We start from the raw sequence: 18,800 nt of genomic DNA, 5'->3' as shown, positions 1-18,800 counted from the left end.
CCTTGGGAATTTCAAATCGTTCCAGGCTCGTTTTCCCCGAAAATCACTGCGCTCGCGCCGAAAGCTCATTCAGTATCGAGCGAACGGCCATGCGAGCAGCGTCGATGCCACCGCCCGTATCGATGGTGAAATCGGCCCGGGCGCGTTTATCGGCTTGCGGCATCTGCCTTTCCAGCAGCATTCGCGCTGTTTCAATGGTCATGGTGGGACGTGCCATAAGCCGGCGCATCTGCTCGTCATCGTCGCAGAAGGTTACCACGATCTGGTCGAAGCGGTCCTCGGCACCGGTCTCAAACAGAAGCGGAATATCAAAAACGATCATACGGTGCCCATCATTGTGGGCTTGCTCCGCTGCCGCGTCGGCTCGTGCCTGCACAAGAGGATGGACAATCGCTTCGAGCTTGGCCAGCAGCCCTGGGTCCTTGGCGAGTTCGTCCTTAAGTGTGGCGCGATCAACGACCCCATCAATGATGGCTTGAGGTATAAGCCGTCGGACCGGCTCGACGCCCTCTTCCCGGTAGAGCGCGTGCACCGAGGCATCCGAATCGTGCACCGGGATGCCTTCATCGGCAAACATCTGCGCTGTGGTTGACTTACCCGTCGCAATGGAGCCGGTCAGCCCAATGCGCAATGGACGCCGGCGTGACGCTATTTGAACCGGATCAGCGGTTGAGGTCATCAATGACCATCTGACGTAGTTCATCGGTCACTTCGGGCAGGATGCCGAACCAGCGTTCGAACGCCGGTGCAGCCTGGTGCAACAGCATGCCAAGTCCATCGACGGGTACGAGACCGAGGGCTCGGGCATCCGCTAGCAGGGGCGTTTCGAGCGGTGTGTAGACAATATCGTAGACGGTTGCCTTTTCAGGGAGCGTGGCAAGGTCGAGGTCGAGGGCCGGATGGCCCGCCATCCCCATGGACGTTGTGTTCACCAGGAGGCCCACCGTCGGCAAAAAATCGCCTGCTGTCGCCAGATCGACGGGCTTGAAGGTATGCTGAGGATGGTATTCCGCGAAATGCGTCGCGATCTGGTGTGCCCGCTCAGCGGTTCTGTTAGCGATGATGATCGTCTCGACCCCCGCTTCCGCCAAAGCCTCCACAATTGCGCGCGCGGCGCCGCCTGCACCGAGAACCAGCGCTGCCGCCGCATGGGCATGCTGCCTCCACTGGGGTGCGGTCGCCACAAGGTGGGCCATGAAACCAGCACCATCTGTGCTGGTCCCGCGTAAAGCGCCCGCCTCTAGCCATAAGGTGTTCACCGCGCCCAAGCGCGACGCGCGCTCATCGAGTGTGTGACACGCATCGAAGGCGACCTGTTTGTGCGGGATCGTTACGTTCGCGCCAACAAGACCTTGTTTAGCGAAGGTCCCAAACCAATCGGGCGCTTTATCCGGCTCGATGGCGAGAGCCCCATAGCTTGCATCGATACCGTAACGATCCAGCCAATAGGTATGGATAAGTGGCGACCGCGAATGGTTGACGGGCCAACCAATGACGGCAACGCGGGAGGTCATGGCTGCCTTGCCTTTTGACCGATTGCGGGGTCAATGCCTTGATCGCGTAGCGCGGCCAAAAGCGGGAGCATCGGTATACCCAAAACCGCGAAGTAGTCACCCTCAATGCGTTCGAACAGAGCAGCGCCCCGTCCTTCCAGATGATAGGCTCCGACCGACCCCGTGACTGCGTCGCCCGCCCCGTCGAGATAAGCATCGATCTCTTCGCTGGACATTGCCCGCATCAACAGGTCAACCCGCTGAAAGCCCGACCACAGGACGGAGCCCGCCAGGGACAGAGCGCCAGCTGAAATGAGTGTGTGCGTTTGCCCCTGGAGCTTGTGGAGTTTTGCCTTGGCCTCACCTTGGTCTTTAGCCTTGTGCAGGATCGTCTCGCCGAAAACGAGAACCTGATCGCAACCGATGACCAGGCTATTGGCGCGTGATACCGACACCGCCTTTGCTTTCGCCGTGGCGAGCTTAACCGCCAATTCATGTGGTTTTGATTCGCTGGCGGAACGTTCGATCGCCCGCTCATCAACATCTGCGGGTACCACGTCAAGGGTAAGTCCAACGGCTGTCAGGAGCTGTTGCCGAACCACTGAAGCCGAGGCAAGCACCAGCGGGCGTTGCGCGTTGGTTTGCAATGAATGCTCATGGGTTTGCATTGCTGCCTTCCGGCTGGAAACGGGTTCACCTACCTCCGGGGTCATGGTGCGTCCTGTGTGTCTGCACGCTCGCGATGATCGCGGTAGAGGGCGAGGATGGCTGCTGCGGTTTCTTCAATCGACCGGCGCGTCACATCGATCATCGGCCAGCCATGACGGGTGCATAGCCTTCGAGATCCGGCAATTTCTTCAGCGACGATCGTCTTGTCGGTGTAGTCGGTCTCAGCATCACCGGCGTAATCGGCGCGAATTCGGTTTCGGCGAATCTGAACAATACGTTCCGTGCTGGCAACCAGGCCGACGACAAACGCCTTGGTAGGCTCCGTCAGGGTTTTTGGCAGACGCGCTCCGGGAACAAGTGGATAATTGGCGGTCCGGTAGCCGCGATGTGCCAGATAGATACTTGTTGGCGTCTTCGATGTGCGGGACACCCCGACAATGACGATATCGGCCGCGTCCATTGGAGAGGGCAAAATGCCATCGTCGTGGGCGAGGGTGAAGTTCAGCGCTTCGATCCGTTGAAAATAGTCCTGGTCAAGAACATGCTGAGCACCAATCGTCGGAGACGCGGCCGCGCCCAGATACGATTCGAACAGGGCTATGATCGGATCCAAAATCGAAATGGCGGGCACACCCGCCTCTCGGCATCGCTCCACCAGGCGGTCAGCAAGTTCGGGATCGACAATTGTGAACAGCACGATCCCGGGCGCTTGTTCTATCGTGGCTGCGATCCGTTCAATTTGGCGCGCCTCCCGCACCATCACATAGGAATGTTCGATCGCGCGAGCGGATGGATAGCGCGCGGCAACAGCACGCGCCACTGTGGCGAGCGTCTCGCCAGTGGAGTCCGATACAAGATGTAGGTGGAAGAAGCGCTGCGGGGCAGATGTCAACTGGATTGCACTCGGGCCGTGGATCGATGTTGAAGACCGCCTGGTGCGCGTTCACCGTGAACCCTCCAGATCGACTATCGACGCCGTTATGCGCCGTTTCGCGATTTCTGTCCAAGAGGCTGTGAATTGGTGATCGGTTGAACGATCTGGGGACTAAAATGGACAACCACGGTGCAATCGCTCGAGCGGGAGCCTACGCGGAGCAATCATCCACCGGCGGCCAATCATACGTCCCCCGTTAACGCTTTGTTAACCATTTAAAATCGAGCGGTTGTCCCAGAGCTGTCCTTTGCTGACCTCGCCTATGCGAGTCATCCACGGTGGATGTGGATTTCTTCTGATGATGCGGTGTGGATTGGATTTATGAGTCTTGTCCACCGACAAAAAGAAAAAGAGTCTCTTCGAAGAGAGTTATCTTTTGTTTTGCACCCGATTGTTCGCAGGGGATCGTCGCAGTGGGGCGAAGCAATGGACCGAACAGGTTTGGATGCCACCCGACGGTCAACGCTTGATCCGATAGTGGATGATGCACGGACCCAGGATTGTCTTTAGAAGCGAACGAGACCGCCAAAACGACCCGTGGCTGATGACATTTCGGGTCAATCGAGAAAGATCACTCCATGAGCGACCGATTGCTTTTGCAGGTTTTGAAAGGGCAGAAGGGCGATCGTATTCCCATATGGATGATGCGACAGGCCGGCCGGTATCTTCCTGAGTACCGGCAGACGCGAGCCCGGGCTGGGTCGTTTCTTGATTTGTGCTACAACCCGGAGCTCGCTTGTGAGGTGACGCTTCAACCTATTCGCCGGTTTGGCTTTGACGGGTCGATCCTTTTTTCTGACATCCTGGTTGTACCGCATGCGCTAGGCCAAGATGTGCAGTTTGAAGAAGGGGTTGGGCCGGTCCTGCCTCCCCTTGGCCCCGAAGCAATCACTGCGCTGATAGAGCGGTTTGAAGCCGATCCGGAAGCGTTTGACAGGCATCTTGATCCGGTCATCGAAGCGGTTGGGCGGATCCGCCAAGCTTTGCCAGATGAGGTCACGCTGCTTGGCTTTTGTGGCGCGCCGTGGACGGTTGCTACCTATATGGTCGGCGGCCGAGGAAGTCCGGATCAGGCAGCGGCTCGACTGTTTGCTTTGCAGCATGAAGAGGTTTTTGCGAAACTTCTGGCTTGCTTGAGCGACGCCTCTGTCCGTTATCTCTCCCGGCAGATTGCGGCGGGCGCTGATGCGGTGCAGATATTTGATAGCTGGGCAGGATCGCTAAGCCCGGCTGGAGCAGCAGCCTTTTCCAGCGGTCCCATCACACGCATGCGCGACGGTTTACGCGCTTTGAATGCCGATGCGCCGGTGATTGGTTTTGCAAAGGGACGCATGGCGGAGCTTGGAGCGTTTGCGAAGGCCACTGGCGTGAATGCGGTGGGGCTTGATTGGACAATTGATGTCGCAACGGCACGCAAGCAGCTTCCGGCAGAAATCGCCACTCAGGGCAATATCGATCCCCTGCTTATGGTATCGGGTGAACGCGCGCTTGATGCGGCGGTGGATGCGATGGTGGAGGGTGCGGGTGACCATCCGCACATTGCCAACCTGGGGCATGGCATCACACCGCAGGGTTCAATTGAACAGGTCCATCGTTTGATTACGCGTGTCCGCGGCACTAAGTGATCTGGAGACGATATCTCCACGACGGACGCCATGTCTGAAGCCAACACCAATGATGGTTCAGCGCGCAGCTTGAAAGCTGATGTTCGCGCGTCGCGCGGTTATGCCGGTCATTTGGTGGCTATTGGCGTTCTGGCTGGTGCCGTGATTGGCCTGAGCTTGCTTCTCGATGAGCGAGCATACCTTTGGATGAAGGCATTGCACGTCATCGCAGTCATCGCATGGATGGCCGGTTTACTCTATTTGCCGCGGTTGTTCGTCTATCACACGGAGGCAGGGGCCGGGTCCGCGCAGGCGGCGACGTTCAAGGTGATGGAGCGGCGTCTACTCAAAGCGATCATGACGCCAGCCATGATCGTATCGGCGATCACTGGTTTCTGGCTTGCTTATGATATTCACGCCTTCCAGGGTGCTTGGTTGCACGCCAAGCTGCTGTTGATCGTGCTTCTGTTCGCTGTCCACGGCCATTTGGCGGCGTCGGTGCGCCGGTTTGCGAACGATGAACTAACCCGATCGAGCCGTTACTGGCGGATCATGAACGAGGTGCCTACGCTCGCGATGATCGCAATCGTCATTCTTGTGATCGTACAGCCCTTCCAGTGATTGGGCCGCGCTCGCCCCGCATTCAAGATACCGCTTTGGTCCGCTTTGCGCGCTCGTCGTGTCCGGCACACGCAGATGAACGGTTGCCAAAGCGCTTAGAGACGACTACATGCTGAAAAGCAGACAGGTTTTGCGAATACAGGGGACCGCGCCGCTTGATGGCCACTCCTGTCGCGCCTGACCGGTATCCCCTACCAATGCGTGTCTCGCTTTCACACGGCACGACGTTCTGCATTTTCCTTTTTACCGCGGCTTCGGCGATCGGCTCACACATGGGATGGAGCTAAGCCAAGCTAAAGAACAGCTTTGTGATGGAAGAAATTAGGCTTCAGGCCCTTAAGGCTAAATCCCCGACCGATTTGCTCGTGCTTGCCGAAGCGCTGGAAGTTGAGGGAGCGAGCGCACTGCGAACCCAGGAATTGATGTTCGCTATTTTGAAGCGCTACGCCGAGCAGGATGTTGAAATCGTTGGAGAAGGCGTTCTAGAAGTCCTCCAGGATGGCTTTGGCTTTCTCCGGTCGCCCGAAGCGAATTATCTTCCGGGGCCCGACGATATCTATGTGTCGCCGACGCAGATCCGGAAGTTCGCTCTGCGCACGGGCGACACCGTGGAGGGTATCATCCGTAGTCCCAAAGAGGGCGAACGGTACTTTGCGCTGGTCAAACTGAATACGATCAATTTCGAAGAGCCTGAAAAAGCGCGCCACAAGGTCCACTTCGATAATCTCACACCGCTTTATCCGGAAGAGCGGTTCCGCATGGAGATAGACGATCCGACCGTCAAGGATCGTTCGGCGCGTTTGATCGATATGGTGGCCCCGATTGGTAAGGGGCAGCGGGCCCTGATCGTCGCGCCGCCGCGCACGGGTAAAACCACCCTGATGCAAAACATCGCGCATTCAATCACGACAAATCATCCGGACTGTGTCCTGCTGGTTTTGTTGATTGATGAGCGGCCCGAAGAGGTGACCGACATGCAACGGTCGGTACGCGGTGAGGTGGTATCCTCCACCTTCGACGAACCAGCCCAGCGCCATGTTCAGGTGGCTGATATGGTGATCGAAAAAGCGAAGCGTCTGGTGGAGCACGGGCGAGATGTGGTGATCCTGCTCGACAACATCACTCGGCTTGGTCGCGCCTACAATACCGTCGTACCATCATCGGGCAAGGTTTTGACCGGTGGCGTTGATGCGAATGCTCTGCAGCGCCCCAAGAGGTTCTTCGGTGCGGCCCGTAACATCGAAGAAGGTGGCTCATTGACAATCATTTCGACTGCGCTCGTCGATACCGGCAGCCGGATGGATGAGGTCATCTTTGAGGAGTTCAAAGGAACGGGTAACTGCGAAATCGTGCTTGATCGAAAGGTGTCCGATAAGCGCGTGTTCCCGGCGATCGACATTCTCAAGTCGGGAACCCGGAAGGAAGAACTGTTGGTGCCGAAGGGTGATTTGCAGAAGATGTTCGTGCTGCGCCGCATCCTTTCGTCGATGGGAACGGTCGATGCTATCGAGTTTTTGCTCGACAAGCTGAAGGCGACCAAGACCAACGCCGAATTCTTCGATACGATGAACACCTGATCCATGGGCGCGAAGCTGCTTGGTCGTTTGCGCAACGATTGAGAGGTGAGCGATGGACGATAAGACCCGGACGATCGCCGCGTTGTCGTCGGGCCTTGTTCCAAGTGGCGTCGCAGTCATTCGGGTTTCGGGCCCGAGGGCCCGGAACGCACTGCAGACGCTAGCTGGTGCCATCCCGAAACCGCGGTTTGCGGCGTTGTGCCAGCTCAGCGACCCGCGCGATGGCCATAGGTTGGATCAGGCGATCGTCCTGTTCTTCCCGGGACCGAACAGTTTCACCGGGCACGATGTGGCCGAGTTTCATTGCCATGGTGGAACGGCGGTCGTCAGTGATGTGCTCGACGCGCTTTGGAGCCTTCCGGGTATTGATGCTGCCCAAGCGGGGGATTTTACCCGACAGGCTTTCATCAATGGAAAAATGGACCTGACGGCGGTCGAGGGCGTTGCGGACCTCATTCATGCGACGACGCGGATGCAGCGGACGCAGGCTCTCGAGCAGCTGGATGGCGCTGCGCACAGACAAGTCAAGCAATGGTCTGACAGGCTTCTGGATGTCAGGGCGGCGATAGAAGCCGAGCTTGATTTTAGCGATGAAGACGGGGTCGGTGACTTTAACCCTGCGCCGTTGCTCGCAGAGTTGAGGGCGGTTGAGTGCGAGCTCGCAGGTGCGGCCGATGATCCGGTGAGCGAAAGGTTACGCGATGGTTTCCGGGTGGTTCTTGCGGGCGAACCAAACGCGGGAAAAAGCACCCTCATGAACACACTGGTTGGCCGCAAGGCGGCGCTCGTCTCCGACATTGCGGGAACCACGCGTGACATGCTTGAGGCTCCGCTTGATTGGGATGGTCTGCCTGTCATTCTTACCGATACTGCTGGGTTGCGTCCGCATCTTGCGACTAACGATGTATTGGAACGGGCCGGGATGCAGAGAGCTTCGGAAGTTGTAGCCGCAGCGGATTGTGTGATTTGGATGAGCCCGGCAGATACGCTTGAGGTTAGTCCCCCAAGCAATCTGATGGTCGAACGAGAGTCTTTGATTCGGGTCCGGTCCAAAGCGGACTTGGTATCGGTTCCGAGCGGTGCGGTTGAACAGGTTGGCGTATCCGCTCACACCGGTGTCGGTCTCGAAACCCTTAAGGCGCGCGTCGGCGGGGTTCTGCGTCGCAAGGTGGAGCAACGGCATAACCTCCCGGCTGTAGCACTCGACCGCCGGCGCCGGGATTTACTGAAATGCAGTGAAGTGTATGTTGGTGCGGCTGCGTCTGGTCTTGAGGCTGGAACGGCGCCCCTTGAGGCGGTTGCTGAAGACTTGCGCCTTGCGCATCGGGCTCTCGGTGAGTTGGTCGGAGAAGTTGGCGTCGAGAGGATGCTCGATCGTCTCTTTTCGCGGTTCTGCATCGGGAAATAAGCAGACGGTGTTTCACGTGAAACATAATCATCTGTCTGATCGCACACTCGGTCGCAGGCCGACGCCACGGGAGCGTCTTGCCAAAACAGCTGCGACTTGGCAGTGCTGATCCTGGTCGTGTGAAACGAGATCGAGATGATTAGCGTGACAGAGCGAACGTTTGATGTCGTTGTTATTGGCGGTGGCCATGCGGGCTGTGAAGCTGCGGCTGCGGCTGCTCGGATGGGTGCCGAGACCGCCTTGTGTACGCTTGATCCACAAAGCATTGGAGTGATGAGCTGCAATCCAGCAATCGGTGGCCTCGGCAAGGGGCACCTCGTTCGCGAGATTGATGCGCTCGATGGGCTGATGGGTCGGATAGCTGACCGCGCAGGCATCCAGTTCAGGGTTCTCAATCGCCGCAAGGGCCCTGCGGTTCAAGGGCCGCGCGCCCAGGCAGATCGAACTTTGTATCGTGAGGCTATGCAGCTTGAATTTGCATCCACCGAGGGGCTGTCTATTATCTCGGGGGAAGTCGTTGATCTTCTGGTTGACCGAGCGGGTCGCGTTGCTGGAGTGGAGCTGGCATCCGGCGAGCGCGTGTCTACGAGGGCCGTGGTTCTGACGACAGGTACCTTTCTGGGCGCCCGGATTCATCTCGGACTGGAAAGTTGGTCCGCCGGGCGCCAGGGGGAGCGGGCGGCCGAGAAGCTGGCGAGCCGCTTGCGTGCGCTGGGCTTGCGCTTGGGTCGGCTGAAGACTGGTACGCCTCCGAGGCTGGACGGACGAACGATTGATTGGTCAGGCGTTGATATGCAGCCTGGTGACACGGACCCAATTCCGTTTTCAACCCTTACAGCGTTCATTGATACGCCTCAAATTGCGTGCGGCATCGTTCGTACCTGCGAGAAAACACATGAGGTGCTTCGCGAGAACCTCGATAAGTCGGCGATGTATTCCGGCCGTATCGGGAGCCGCGGTCCACGATACTGCCCATCCGTCGAAGATAAGGTTACGCGCTTTGCCGACAAGGAGAGCCATCAGATTTTCCTTGAACCGGAAGGTCTCGGATCGGATCTTATTTATCCCAATGGCCTTTCAAATAGCCTGCCCAAGGACGTGCAGACAGCGATGGTGCGGTCTATTCCTGGGCTCGAGCGCGCGGTGATTCGCCAGGCGGGGTATGCCATCGAATACGACTACATTGATCCGCGCGAGCTGGATAGCACTCTGGGTTGTCGGAAGCTTGAGGGCCTATTCTGTGCCGGTCAGATCAATGGCACGACTGGGTACGAAGAAGCGGGTGCTCAAGGTGTTGTTGCTGGGCTGAATGCAGCCCGCTGGGCTTCAGGCGGTTCGGACGGCGTTCGATTCGGTCGCGATACGAGTTACATTGGCGTGATGATTGATGATCTTGTCACCCGCGGTGTAACCGAACCCTACCGGATGTTCACGTCGCGCGCTGAGTATCGCTTACGTCTCCGCGCAGATAATGCCGACCAACGGCTGACCGATTGGGCCGCGGCTTTTGGGCTTATTGGCCACACGCGGATGGCCAGTCATCAACTCAAAATGGACGCGCTGGGTCGAGCCCGTGAGGCGTTGATGCAGCGTTCCGCTACGCCGCACGAACTCCAGCTCGCCGGGCTGAAAGCAAAGCAGGACGGGCAGCGGAGGTCCGCCTTCGATCTGTTGGGCATTTCGGATGTGGGCTTGGAGGGCGTTGTCAGAGTGTGGCCTGATCTCAACACGTACCCGGCCTGGGCATTGAAACAGGTGGCCCTCGATGCGCACTACGCCACTTATGTCGATCGACAAGAGGCGGAGGTTCAAACGCTTCGTCAGGAAGAGAATGTCAGGCTGCCTTCCAGTCTCAGAGTTAGTGGGATGCCCGGATTGTCGAACGAACTGAGCGAGAAGATTGCGGCTGCCGCGCCCAAAACGGTTGGCGAGTTACGGCGCATTGAAGGTATGACGCCGAGTGCTGTTGCCTTGATTCTTTCACACGTCCACAAAGCGCGGCGCGCGGCTTGATCGCCGTCAACAATCGCCGGGCCGATTTTGTCTGCAGAGGTTTGCGCGGCTTTCATGGATAACGAAACCGACGCCGCAGCGATCGAAGCGGTGTTGCGGCGCTTAGGCATAGTGCTCAGCCTGGAAGCTAAGCATCGTCTAGCGCAGTACGTCAGCCTGCTGGAGCGGTGGCAAGCAGCAAAAAACCTCGTTAGTGCATCGACGCTGGAGAGCGTCTGGCTGCGCCATATCGGTGATTCGCTGCAGCTTATCCCGCTGATCGATGCTGCGTGCGGACCTACGAGCGAAGCTGTGACGGGTCGAGCCCCGGATCCTCAACCGTCTGGTGTTGACCTGGGAAGTGGTGCTGGACTGCCGGGAATGGTATTGTGTCTCGCAACAGCAGATCGTGCGCCCGCCAAGCGCTATGATATGACGCTCATCGAGGCGAACCAACGTAAGGTGGCTTTCCTGAGAACTGTTTCACGTGAAACATCCGTCCCGGTGACAACGCAGCAGCAACGTATCGAAGCCGCCAATGTGGAGGCGGTCGAGTTTGTGACCGGTCGAGCGCTTGCGCCATTGCCAAAACTGGTTTCTCTTGCCCAACCCTGGTTGCAGCTTGGGGCCACCGGTTTTTTTCACAAAGGTGTTGAGAGAAACCGGGAACTGCAAGAATGGCCTGAGCGCGATGGGTATCGCGTGGTAGAGCATCCCAGTCAGATTGATCCCGAAAGCGCGATTCTCCAGATTTCAAGCTGCGGCACCCACACCTGAATGATGCATCTCTTATGACCGTTAGCGCAGACAGACCATCGCTTGGCTCTATCCCGAGGGTTATTGCTGTCGCCAACCAAAAGGGTGGTGTCGGCAAGACCACCACAACCATCAACCTTGGCACCGCATTGGCCGCCATTGGCGAGAAAGTCGCGATTATTGACCTCGACTCGCAAGGTAACGCCTCAACAGGCCTTGGAATTGGCGCTGATGCCCGGACAGTCACCAGCTATGAGTTTTTGACTGGTGAGGCCACCCTCGATGAAGCCGCACATCAAACGCTGGTCCCAAATCTGTCCGTCATACCGTCGACGGTTGACCTGGCCAGCCTGGAAATGGCCCTGGCCACAGATCCAAAGCGCGCAGTCAAGCTGAGCGCGGCGCTCGACCGATATCGCGATGCCATACGTCGAGACCCTTCGGGCGATCGCCTGTCTTACATCCTCATAGACTGCCCACCTTCACTCAACTTGCTCACGGTCAACGCGATGGCTGCGTCACACGCAGTGCTTGTCCCTTTGCAGTGTGAGTTTTTTGCGCTGGAGGGTCTGTCTCAACTGCTTAAGACCATCGAGCAGGTTCGAGCATCGTTGAACCCCTTGTTATCAATCCATGGGATCGCGCTGACGATGTATGATGCCCGCAACAACCTCGCCAGCCAAGTCGCTGCGGACGTCAGAGAGGTTATGGGCGACTCGGTCTACAGCACAGTCATCCCGAGGAATGTTCGCTTGTCAGAAGCTCCAAGCTATGGCCGTCCAGCGATCCTGTATGACTTCAAGTGCGCTGGCAGCCAGGCTTACATTCGTCTTGCCCAAGAGATCATCGAGCGTGAGCGGCAGTTGCGGGCGCAGGCCGCCTGATTTGGATGTCCGGCGGACTGAAAAAGCATGATCGATTCGAACCTGAAACGATAACGGAGCGAGCTAAATGTCTGATGATATCGGCAAACGCCGTCTGGGCCGTGGACTTGCCGCTCTTATGGGTGAAACGGTGCCTGAGAGCCTGGCGGTGGATCGTGTGCGGCCACCGCGCCTGTTGCCCATCGATCAGATTGCGCCAAACCCGGGCAATCCCCGGCAAACCTTTGAGGTCGAAGACCTTAAAGAGCTGACGGCATCGGTTCGCGAAAAGGGGATTATCCAGCCATTGCTGGTGCGCACATTGGGCGAGGGCTCGTATGAGTTGATCGCTGGTGAGCGCCGCTGGCGCGCTGCGCAGCAGGCGGGCCTCGATACGGTTCCTGTTGTTGTGCGCGACGTTGATGAGCGCGAGTCGCTCGAAATCGCAATCATTGAGAATGTCCAGCGTGCAGACCTCAACGCGGTCGAAGAAGCTGAAGGCTACCAACAGCTGATCGACAAGTTTGACTACACGCAAAAGGCGCTTGCCGACGTCATTGGGAAAAGCCGCAGTCATATCGCCAATACCTTGCGCCTGCTGAAACTCCCGAAAGACGTGTTGGGTTTTGTATCGAACGGCAGGCTGTCGGCTGGGCACGCGCGGCAACTGATCGACCGCGATGATGCGCCTGATCTGGCCCGCCAGGTTATCAGTGACGGTCTGTCCGTTCGCGAGCTGGAGAAGATGGTGCAGGCGGGAGCGGCGGTAGCAGATGCTTCTCAGCGGCCGGTTTCCGGCGCTGGTGGTTCGAAAACGGCGATGGAAACGGCCGATACACGGGCCATCGAGGAACGCCTGGGCGAACGCCTGGGTCTGCAGGTTAAACTTAAGGCGCGCCCAAATGGATCGGGCTCTTTGCAGATCTCCTATCGAAGCCTCGATGAGCTGGACGGCCTTCTTCGGGCAATGGGTGCCATAGACTGATTGGCCTCAGGCGGCGGTTGCCATGGACGCAACGCGCAAGACCAGCCTCTCAAGGCGCGTAGCCGCAAGGTCGCGGTCGAGCCTTACGTGAAGAATTTCTTCGTCGAGGTTTGCGATGCAGACCCGTAAGCGTCGTGCCGACCAAAGCGAGACTGCACGAGCGATCAGCGGTTGGCGTTTGAAGTAAATCGGCGGCCTCATCGCGCGTATTGCCGCTTCAGTGTTACTCCCGCTGTCGACTTGCGCGCGTAATGTCTCAAGAAGTAGCCCCTGCCGATACAAAATCTGCCCAACTACGGACGGCTCCTGTCCTTCGACGATGACATGTTCAAGTGCCCGAAGCGCGGATGCGGCATCGCCCGCAAAGGCTTTATCGGAAACATCAAAAAGGCCCGTTTGTACGCTGTCGGTCAGCAATGCCTCAACGGCCTCAAGGTCAACGCGTCCTGTGTGGTGACAGGCAAGGCACAGTTTCTCTATCTCGCCAACAGCGAGGGCATAATCGGAGCCCAACAGTCCCAGAATTGCTTTTTGGACGTCAGGTGCGATCACAACGGCAAAGCGTCTGGACGCGTCCTCCAGCACACGCGCCAGATCCCTTTGCTCGGGGGCATAGCAGGGTACGCCAACTCCCGCCGGGCTGCTTTCGATTCGCTTCCGAACTGGATGCGATTTCTTTAGATCACCGGCGGCGATGATGATGGAGGCGGCGGTGGGAGGCGTTTCCAACAGGGACGCAACCGTGGCCGCGAGCGGTTTGGGATCATCGAGCCGCACGATGATGACCTTGGACGATCCGAACATGGAAACGCTATCGGCTTCCTCGGCTAAAAGTGCGGGGTTATCGGAAAGTGACGCAGCATCCAGGTCGATGCGTGCCATTGTGTCATCACCGGCAAGGGCCGCGGCCAAAGCCCTTGTGCGCGCTTGCACACCCCCTTGGTCTGGTCCGAAGACCAAAACGATGGGAGTTTGCGGGTCAGGCCGCTTTATAAACCGATCGATGGCTGCACCCTTGAGTGCGACCATCTCAGCTCAATCCGGCCAACGCGACGGAAAGCTGCGCTTGGATAATTTGCGCGACCTCGCGCGCAGCGCGCTCCACCGCGTCTCGCTCGGCTCGTTGGTTGGAAAAACGTTGTTCCGCCACATCGAAGGACGCCGTCGCGGTGACCGCATTTGTCGCCAAGACATCGCGTTCCCCCAGCGGGATCAACTGATATTCAGCTGTGACAGCAACGCTCCGTGCGATTGCGGTGCCCGTCCCCTGGACGGCCAAAGACCGAACAACGCTTTCCGCGCGCAAGGCCAGCCGGTAGACCGGATCAAGCGTTTCGCCACCAATCCCGAGGCCAAAAACAAGCTCGTTGCGTACGAGTTGCGTGGTGCGGTCCGCGGGTGGGTCGATAGCAATCTGAGCGAGTGCCGTTGGGATCTCCGGTGCCCCAAGCGTTGCTTGCCGATCATACAGCGGCCTTACCTGACAACCAGCCAAGACGACGGTAGCAGCTGCCGACGCAACAGCATGCAGAACCGTACGCCGTGACGGCTTCATGCTGCCCCGATGCAGCTGCCGAAAAGAGGACTGATCAGACAACGATGTTCACGATCCTGTTGGGCACCACGATAATGCGCTTGGGCGTGGCGCCGTCCAAAAACCTTTGAACAGTCTCGTCCGCCAAAGCCGCGCGCTCAATCGTAGCTTTGTCCGCATCGCGGCCAATGGCAAGGTCCGAGCGCTTCTTGCCATTGATTTGTACCGGCAATGTGAGAGTGTCGTCCTGCAAAAGGGACATCTCAACGTCACTCCAACTCTTTGTTGCCAGCAAGCCTTCACCGCCTAGAACCGACCAACATGCCTCGGAAAGATGCGGTGTCATCGGTTGCATCGCTTCAACCAGAAAGCGCGCACTCTCACGCATGGCGAACGCTTCGTCAGGCGCGCCTTTAAGGGATGAGACGGCCTTTGCGAGAGCGTTGGTGCAATCATAGATCCGCGCAACAGCTCGATTGAAAGCGAGCTTTTCAATGTCGTCTGCCACGGCGTGGAGCATACGGTGGGACGTCTTCCGGAGGGAGAGTGCCGCGTCGCTGAACGTTGAAGGCTTCTCCGAAAAGGCCGCCTCATCGGTCTTGGAGACGACCTCCTGGACAAGTCTCCAAACCCGCTGAACGTGCCTGAACGCGCCTTCAGCACCAGCGTCGGTCCACTCGATATCGCGCTCCGGTGGCGTATCCGACAGCATGAACCAACGCGCTGTGTCGGCGCCGTAGGTCTCGATGATCGTCGTTGGATCGACGACATTCTTCTTTGACTTTGACATCGACTCGATGCCGCCAATGCTGACCTCTTCGCCGGTTTCAACGTGGCGCGCGCTGTCGCCCTCGACGACGACCTCTTCGGGGAATAGCCAGCGCCCGTCCACTCCTTTGTAGGTCTCATGGGTCACCATGCCCTGGGTGAACAGACCCTTGAATGGCTCTTTCATCGACAGGTGACCGGTCTTCATCATCGCCCGTGCGAAGAAGCGCGAGTACAGAAGATGCAAGATCGCGTGCTCAACGCCTCCGATGTACTGGTCAACCGGCAACCAATCGTTCGTGATGTCCGGCACTGTGGGCGTGTTGGAGCGCGGTGTCGTGAAGCGGGCGAAATACCAAGATGAATCGACAAAGGTGTCCATCGTGTCGGTCTCGCGTCTCGCCGCCTCCCCACACTTGGGGCATGGAACCTGCTTCCATCCCGGGTGATGATCGAGCGGATTGCCCGGCTTGTTGAACGTGACATCATCGGGCAACTGGACCGGAAGGTCGGACTTTGGAACTGGTACGACACCGCAGGTATCGCAATGGATGACCGGGATCGGACAGCCCCAATAGCGCTGACGTGAGATACCCCAATCGCGTAGCCGGTATTGTGTAACGCCTTTGCCCCAACCCTGTTGCTCGGCAAAGCTGATCGTTGTAGCGACCGCCTCATCTCCCGTGGCCTCATCGATATCTGTGAAGTGATTGACCCACTTCACTTTTTCTGACTTGGCGGGGACGAAGGCGTCCGACTGGACCGGTTGGGGGTCGTCCAGCGAGACGAAGGTGTCGATGACTGGCAGATCGTACTTCCGTGCGAAATCAAGGTCACGCTGGTCGTGCGCCGGGCACGCGAAGATAGCCCCCGTCCCGTAGTCCATCAGGATGAAGTTCGCGACCCAGACCGGCAGCTCCCAATCAGAGTCGAGCGGATGCTTCACGCGCAAGCCCGTGTCGAAGCCCATTTTGTCGGCTTTCTCGAGATCGGCCTCTGAGGTGCCCAACCGGTGGCACTCAGCAACGAACTCGGCGAGAGCGTGGTTGTCGGCCATCAGTGTTTTTGTGACCGGATGATCTGGCGATAGCCCGATGAAACTTGCGCCCATGAGCGTATCCGGGCGTGTCGTGAAAACCTCTATATCTGCGTGTTCGCCCGCAGGGTGCGTCAAACCAAAGGCCATGCGCAGGCCGCGGCTCTTTCCGATCCAATTGGCCTGCATCGTCCGTACCTTGTCCGGCCATTGCTCGAGCCCCTCAATCGCGTCCAGAAGATCGTCTGAGAAGTCGGTGATCTTGAAGAACCACTGGGTCAGCTCTCGCTGCTCGACGGGCGCGCCTGAACGCCAGCCACGGCCATCGATGACCTGCTCGTTTGCAAGGACCGTGTTGTCCACCGGATCCCAGTTCACCCGGCTCGTCTTACGTGTCGCCAGCCCTGCTTCGAGGAAGTCGAGGAACAAGGCCTGCTGCTGCGTGTAATAGTCAACATCACAGGTCGCGAACTCCCGGCTCCAGTCGAGCGACAGTCCCATAACCTTCAGCTGACCGCGCATGTGTTCGATGTTGGAGTAGGTCCAGTCCTTTGGATGGACCTTGTTCTGCATTGCGGCGTTTTCTGCGGGCATCCCAAAGGCATCCCACCCCATGGGATGCAGAACGTTGAAACCCCGAGCGCGTTTGTAGCGCGCGACTACATCACCCATGGCGTAATTGCGGACGTGGCCCATATGAATTCGGCCCGATGGATAGGGGAACATCTCAAGCACGTAATATTTCGGCCGAGGGTCATCATCCTTGGTCTCGAAGACCCGGGCCTCATCCCAAACCGCGCGCCATTTCGGTTCCGCAACTTGAGGGTTATAACGCTCCGGTGCATCCGATGCTTGCGGAGCGTGAGAAGATGCGGGCTGTGTCACAGGGCAGACCTTGCTAGAGACGCACATCGCCCGGACTGATGAACGAGTGCCGAGCTGTTTTGGGGATGGGCCGGACCTTCACCAGAAAGCAAGGAACCGGTCAACCGGTCTGCGGTGTTGCAAGGGCCAACAAACGTCACGCCGCAGCGGACTTCAGGGAGCTAATCGATTGAACGTCAGTGCATCTGTTGAACGTTGGAAGAACCTTAGATCGACGATTGCGCAGGCCGCGCGCGATGCCGGGCGTCAGCCCCAGGCGGTGGAGCTGGTTGCAGTATCGAAGGTGTTTGGGCCAGAGGCGATCTGGCCGGTGATCGACGGAGGCCAGCGGGTTTTTGGTGAGAACCGTGTTCAGGAGGCGGCTGGCAAGTGGCCGCAGCTGCGCGAGCGTTTGTCTGCCTATAATGGCGAACAGGTCACGCTGCATCTGATCGGTCCGCTTCAATCGAATAAAGCGCGCGACGCAGTGGCACTGTTCGACCGCATAGAAACGGTGGATCGTGAAAAGATCGCTGGTGCTCTTTCCAACGAGATGCACAAACAAGGCCGGCAACTGCCGTGCCTTGTGCAGGTCAACACCGGAGACGAGCCACAAAAGGCCGGTGTCTCACCAGATGAGGCGACCAGATTTGTCGAGCGCTGCAAGCTGGATCATGGTCTCGCGGTCGATGGTTTGATGTGCATCCCGCCCGCTGCTGAGGATCCCGCGAACCACTTCGATCTGCTCGCGAGGCTCGCCGAGGAAAGCGGGCTTCCAATCCGATCGATGGGCATGAGCGGAGATTTCACGGTCGCCATTGCCCATGGTGCCACACACGTGCGGCTGGGAAGCGCGATTTTCGGTGACCGGCCGCCTTACAAGCCTGCTGGTTAGACTACTACCAACCTTTCGAGCCGCTCCAGGATCGGCACAAGCTTGCGCATGGTTTGTGGGGGTAGGGCGATGCAGCCCTCTGTGGGCTGCAGTTTGGCGCCGGTGACCCGTGCTTGGTGGAAGAAGATTGCGGAGCCGCGCCCGTGGACCCGGCATGTGATGTTCCAGTCGAGAACGATAATTCGGTCGTACAGAGCATCGTGTCGTAACAGCACCTCGTGTGACCCGTGCCAGGGCAAGTTGATGGGGCGATTGTAGTTGGCGGTGAACGGTGCGTCGCACCATCCCATGGTCGAACGGATGGGCGTCCAACTAGCGGGACGTTGCCACGTCCGGTCAGGCCGCGCGTAGCGCGTCAGAACGCGCATCGCCGCCCGCGGCGTTGCACCATCGCCCTCTCGCTTGCGGCTGCTGACGCCGCCCCGCCCTAGCGCGCAGGGGAAAACGCGCCCCGCCAGGCACAAAACGCCGAGGTGCTGGTCATGCGCGCCGTTTCGTGGCGATCGCCTTACCCATGCGGTTCCTGCGCGTCGTCTATTTTGGGCCTCGACGTGTCGCCGTGATCGGCGCGTAAGCGTGCCCACAACGCCACGTGTCGGGCGCTGCCACCTCTTTTTGTCTTGGTTGGGATGCACAGTCATAAAATGGACCGTGTACAAAGCCGAAGCTTCTTGTCGAGAGATGATGGCAGCCAATCCCGCGGAATCGGGGTTATTTGATCTAAGAGCTGTCTGGCGGGCACCGCTTGCAACTGGCCTAATCCATGCCCTACATGTGCAATTGAAGACGGCAGCTGCCACG

The 18,800-nt window shown here is 58.5% G+C and carries 17 protein-coding genes; 9 read left to right on the top strand and 8 right to left on the bottom strand.

Features of this window, described 5'->3' with window-relative positions:
* Nucleotides 1-43: 43 nt before the first annotated feature.
* From coaE to AAF739_11625, 4 genes are read right to left on the bottom strand one after another with little or no spacing between them, the layout of a single operon-like run.
* Nucleotides 44-679 (bottom strand): dephospho-CoA kinase, encoded by a 636-nt coding sequence (gene coaE / locus AAF739_11640; GenBank protein ID MEM6383318.1) that lies wholly within the window; start codon nt 677-679, stop codon nt 44-46.
* Nucleotides 663-1,514 (bottom strand): shikimate dehydrogenase, encoded by an 852-nt coding sequence (locus AAF739_11635; GenBank protein MEM6383317.1) that lies wholly within the window; start codon nt 1,512-1,514, stop codon nt 663-665. The genes coaE and AAF739_11635 overlap by 17 nt, the downstream gene beginning before the upstream one ends.
* The gene (locus tag AAF739_11630) at nt 1,511-2,206 is read right to left on the bottom strand and encodes a Maf family nucleotide pyrophosphatase (protein MEM6383316.1); all 696 of its coding nucleotides are present in this window, start codon (nt 2,204-2,206) and stop codon (nt 1,511-1,513) included. Before AAF739_11630 ends, AAF739_11635 begins: the two co-directional genes overlap by 4 nt.
* Entirely contained in the window at nt 2,203-3,054 is an 852-nt protein-coding gene (locus AAF739_11625) for a pyruvate, water dikinase regulatory protein (GenBank protein MEM6383315.1), read from the bottom strand. Before AAF739_11625 ends, AAF739_11630 begins: the two co-directional genes overlap by 4 nt.
* Nucleotides 3,055-3,674: 620 nt before the next feature.
* Between AAF739_11625 and hemE the strand changes: the two genes are divergently transcribed.
* From hemE to AAF739_11585, 8 genes are all read left to right on the top strand, one after another.
* Nucleotides 3,675-4,721 (top strand): uroporphyrinogen decarboxylase, encoded by a 1,047-nt coding sequence (gene hemE / locus AAF739_11620; GenBank protein ID MEM6383314.1) that lies wholly within the window; start codon nt 3,675-3,677, stop codon nt 4,719-4,721.
* A 30-nt stretch (nt 4,722-4,751) separates the two neighbouring features.
* Nucleotides 4,752-5,321, top strand: coding sequence for a protoporphyrinogen oxidase HemJ (gene hemJ, locus AAF739_11615; GenBank protein ID MEM6383313.1), 570 nt, complete (start codon nt 4,752-4,754; stop codon nt 5,319-5,321).
* A 311-nt stretch (nt 5,322-5,632) separates the two neighbouring features.
* Nucleotides 5,633-6,898 carry a transcription termination factor Rho gene (rho, locus tag AAF739_11610; protein MEM6383312.1) on the top strand — a complete coding sequence of 422 codons (1,266 nt, stop codon included), beginning with the start codon at nt 5,633-5,635 and terminating at the stop codon, nt 6,896-6,898.
* Between the two features lie 52 nt (nt 6,899-6,950).
* A complete protein-coding gene (gene mnmE / locus AAF739_11605) occupies nt 6,951-8,306 on the top strand; it encodes a tRNA uridine-5-carboxymethylaminomethyl(34) synthesis GTPase MnmE (protein ID MEM6383311.1) in 1,356 nt (451 codons plus the stop codon).
* A 135-nt stretch (nt 8,307-8,441) separates the two neighbouring features.
* Nucleotides 8,442-10,319, top strand: a complete 1,878-nt coding sequence (mnmG, locus tag AAF739_11600; GenBank protein ID MEM6383310.1) for a tRNA uridine-5-carboxymethylaminomethyl(34) synthesis enzyme MnmG — start codon at nt 8,442-8,444, stop codon at nt 10,317-10,319.
* A 54-nt stretch (nt 10,320-10,373) separates the two neighbouring features.
* Nucleotides 10,374-11,075 (top strand): 16S rRNA (guanine(527)-N(7))-methyltransferase RsmG, encoded by a 702-nt coding sequence (locus tag AAF739_11595; GenBank protein ID MEM6383309.1) that lies wholly within the window; start codon nt 10,374-10,376, stop codon nt 11,073-11,075.
* Between the two features lie 14 nt (nt 11,076-11,089).
* Nucleotides 11,090-11,938, top strand: coding sequence for a ParA family protein (locus tag AAF739_11590; GenBank protein MEM6383308.1), 849 nt, complete (start codon nt 11,090-11,092; stop codon nt 11,936-11,938).
* A gap of 67 nt (nt 11,939-12,005) precedes the next feature.
* Complete coding sequence (locus tag AAF739_11585) at nt 12,006-12,902, top strand: ParB/RepB/Spo0J family partition protein (protein MEM6383307.1); 897 nt, start codon at nt 12,006-12,008, stop codon at nt 12,900-12,902.
* Nucleotides 12,903-12,908: 6 nt separating this feature from the next.
* On the opposite strand, the gene holA is transcribed toward AAF739_11585, so the two are convergent.
* From holA to leuS, 3 genes are read right to left on the bottom strand one after another with little or no spacing between them, the layout of a single operon-like run.
* Nucleotides 12,909-13,931 carry a DNA polymerase III subunit delta gene (gene holA / locus AAF739_11580; protein ID MEM6383306.1) on the bottom strand — a complete coding sequence of 341 codons (1,023 nt, stop codon included), beginning with the start codon at nt 13,929-13,931 and terminating at the stop codon, nt 12,909-12,911.
* Nucleotide 13,932: 1 nt separating this feature from the next.
* Nucleotides 13,933-14,457: an LPS assembly lipoprotein LptE gene (gene lptE / locus AAF739_11575; GenBank protein MEM6383305.1), complete on the bottom strand. Its 525-nt coding sequence runs from the start codon at nt 14,455-14,457 to the stop codon at nt 13,933-13,935.
* A 34-nt stretch (nt 14,458-14,491) separates the two neighbouring features.
* The gene (gene leuS / locus AAF739_11570) at nt 14,492-17,125 is read right to left on the bottom strand and encodes a leucine--tRNA ligase (GenBank protein MEM6383304.1); all 2,634 of its coding nucleotides are present in this window, start codon (nt 17,123-17,125) and stop codon (nt 14,492-14,494) included.
* Nucleotides 17,126-17,294: 169 nt separating this feature from the next.
* On the opposite strand from leuS, the gene AAF739_11565 reads away from it, so the two are divergent.
* Nucleotides 17,295-17,999: a YggS family pyridoxal phosphate-dependent enzyme gene (locus AAF739_11565; GenBank protein MEM6383303.1), complete on the top strand. Its 705-nt coding sequence runs from the start codon at nt 17,295-17,297 to the stop codon at nt 17,997-17,999.
* On the opposite strand, the gene AAF739_11560 is transcribed toward AAF739_11565, so the two are convergent.
* A complete protein-coding gene (locus AAF739_11560; protein MEM6383302.1) occupies nt 17,996-18,640 on the bottom strand; it encodes a L,D-transpeptidase family protein in 645 nt (214 codons plus the stop codon). The two genes, AAF739_11565 and AAF739_11560, sit on opposite strands and share 4 nt — an antisense overlap.
* Nucleotides 18,641-18,800: the final 160 nt, after the last annotated feature.

The organism is Pseudomonadota bacterium, from assembly GCA_039024915.1.
In the GTDB taxonomy this organism is placed as follows: domain Bacteria; phylum Pseudomonadota; class Alphaproteobacteria; order Rhizobiales; family MH13; genus MH13.
Note: the sequence above shows the minus strand (reverse complement) of the source record. Positions and strands in the feature narration are given on the sequence as shown.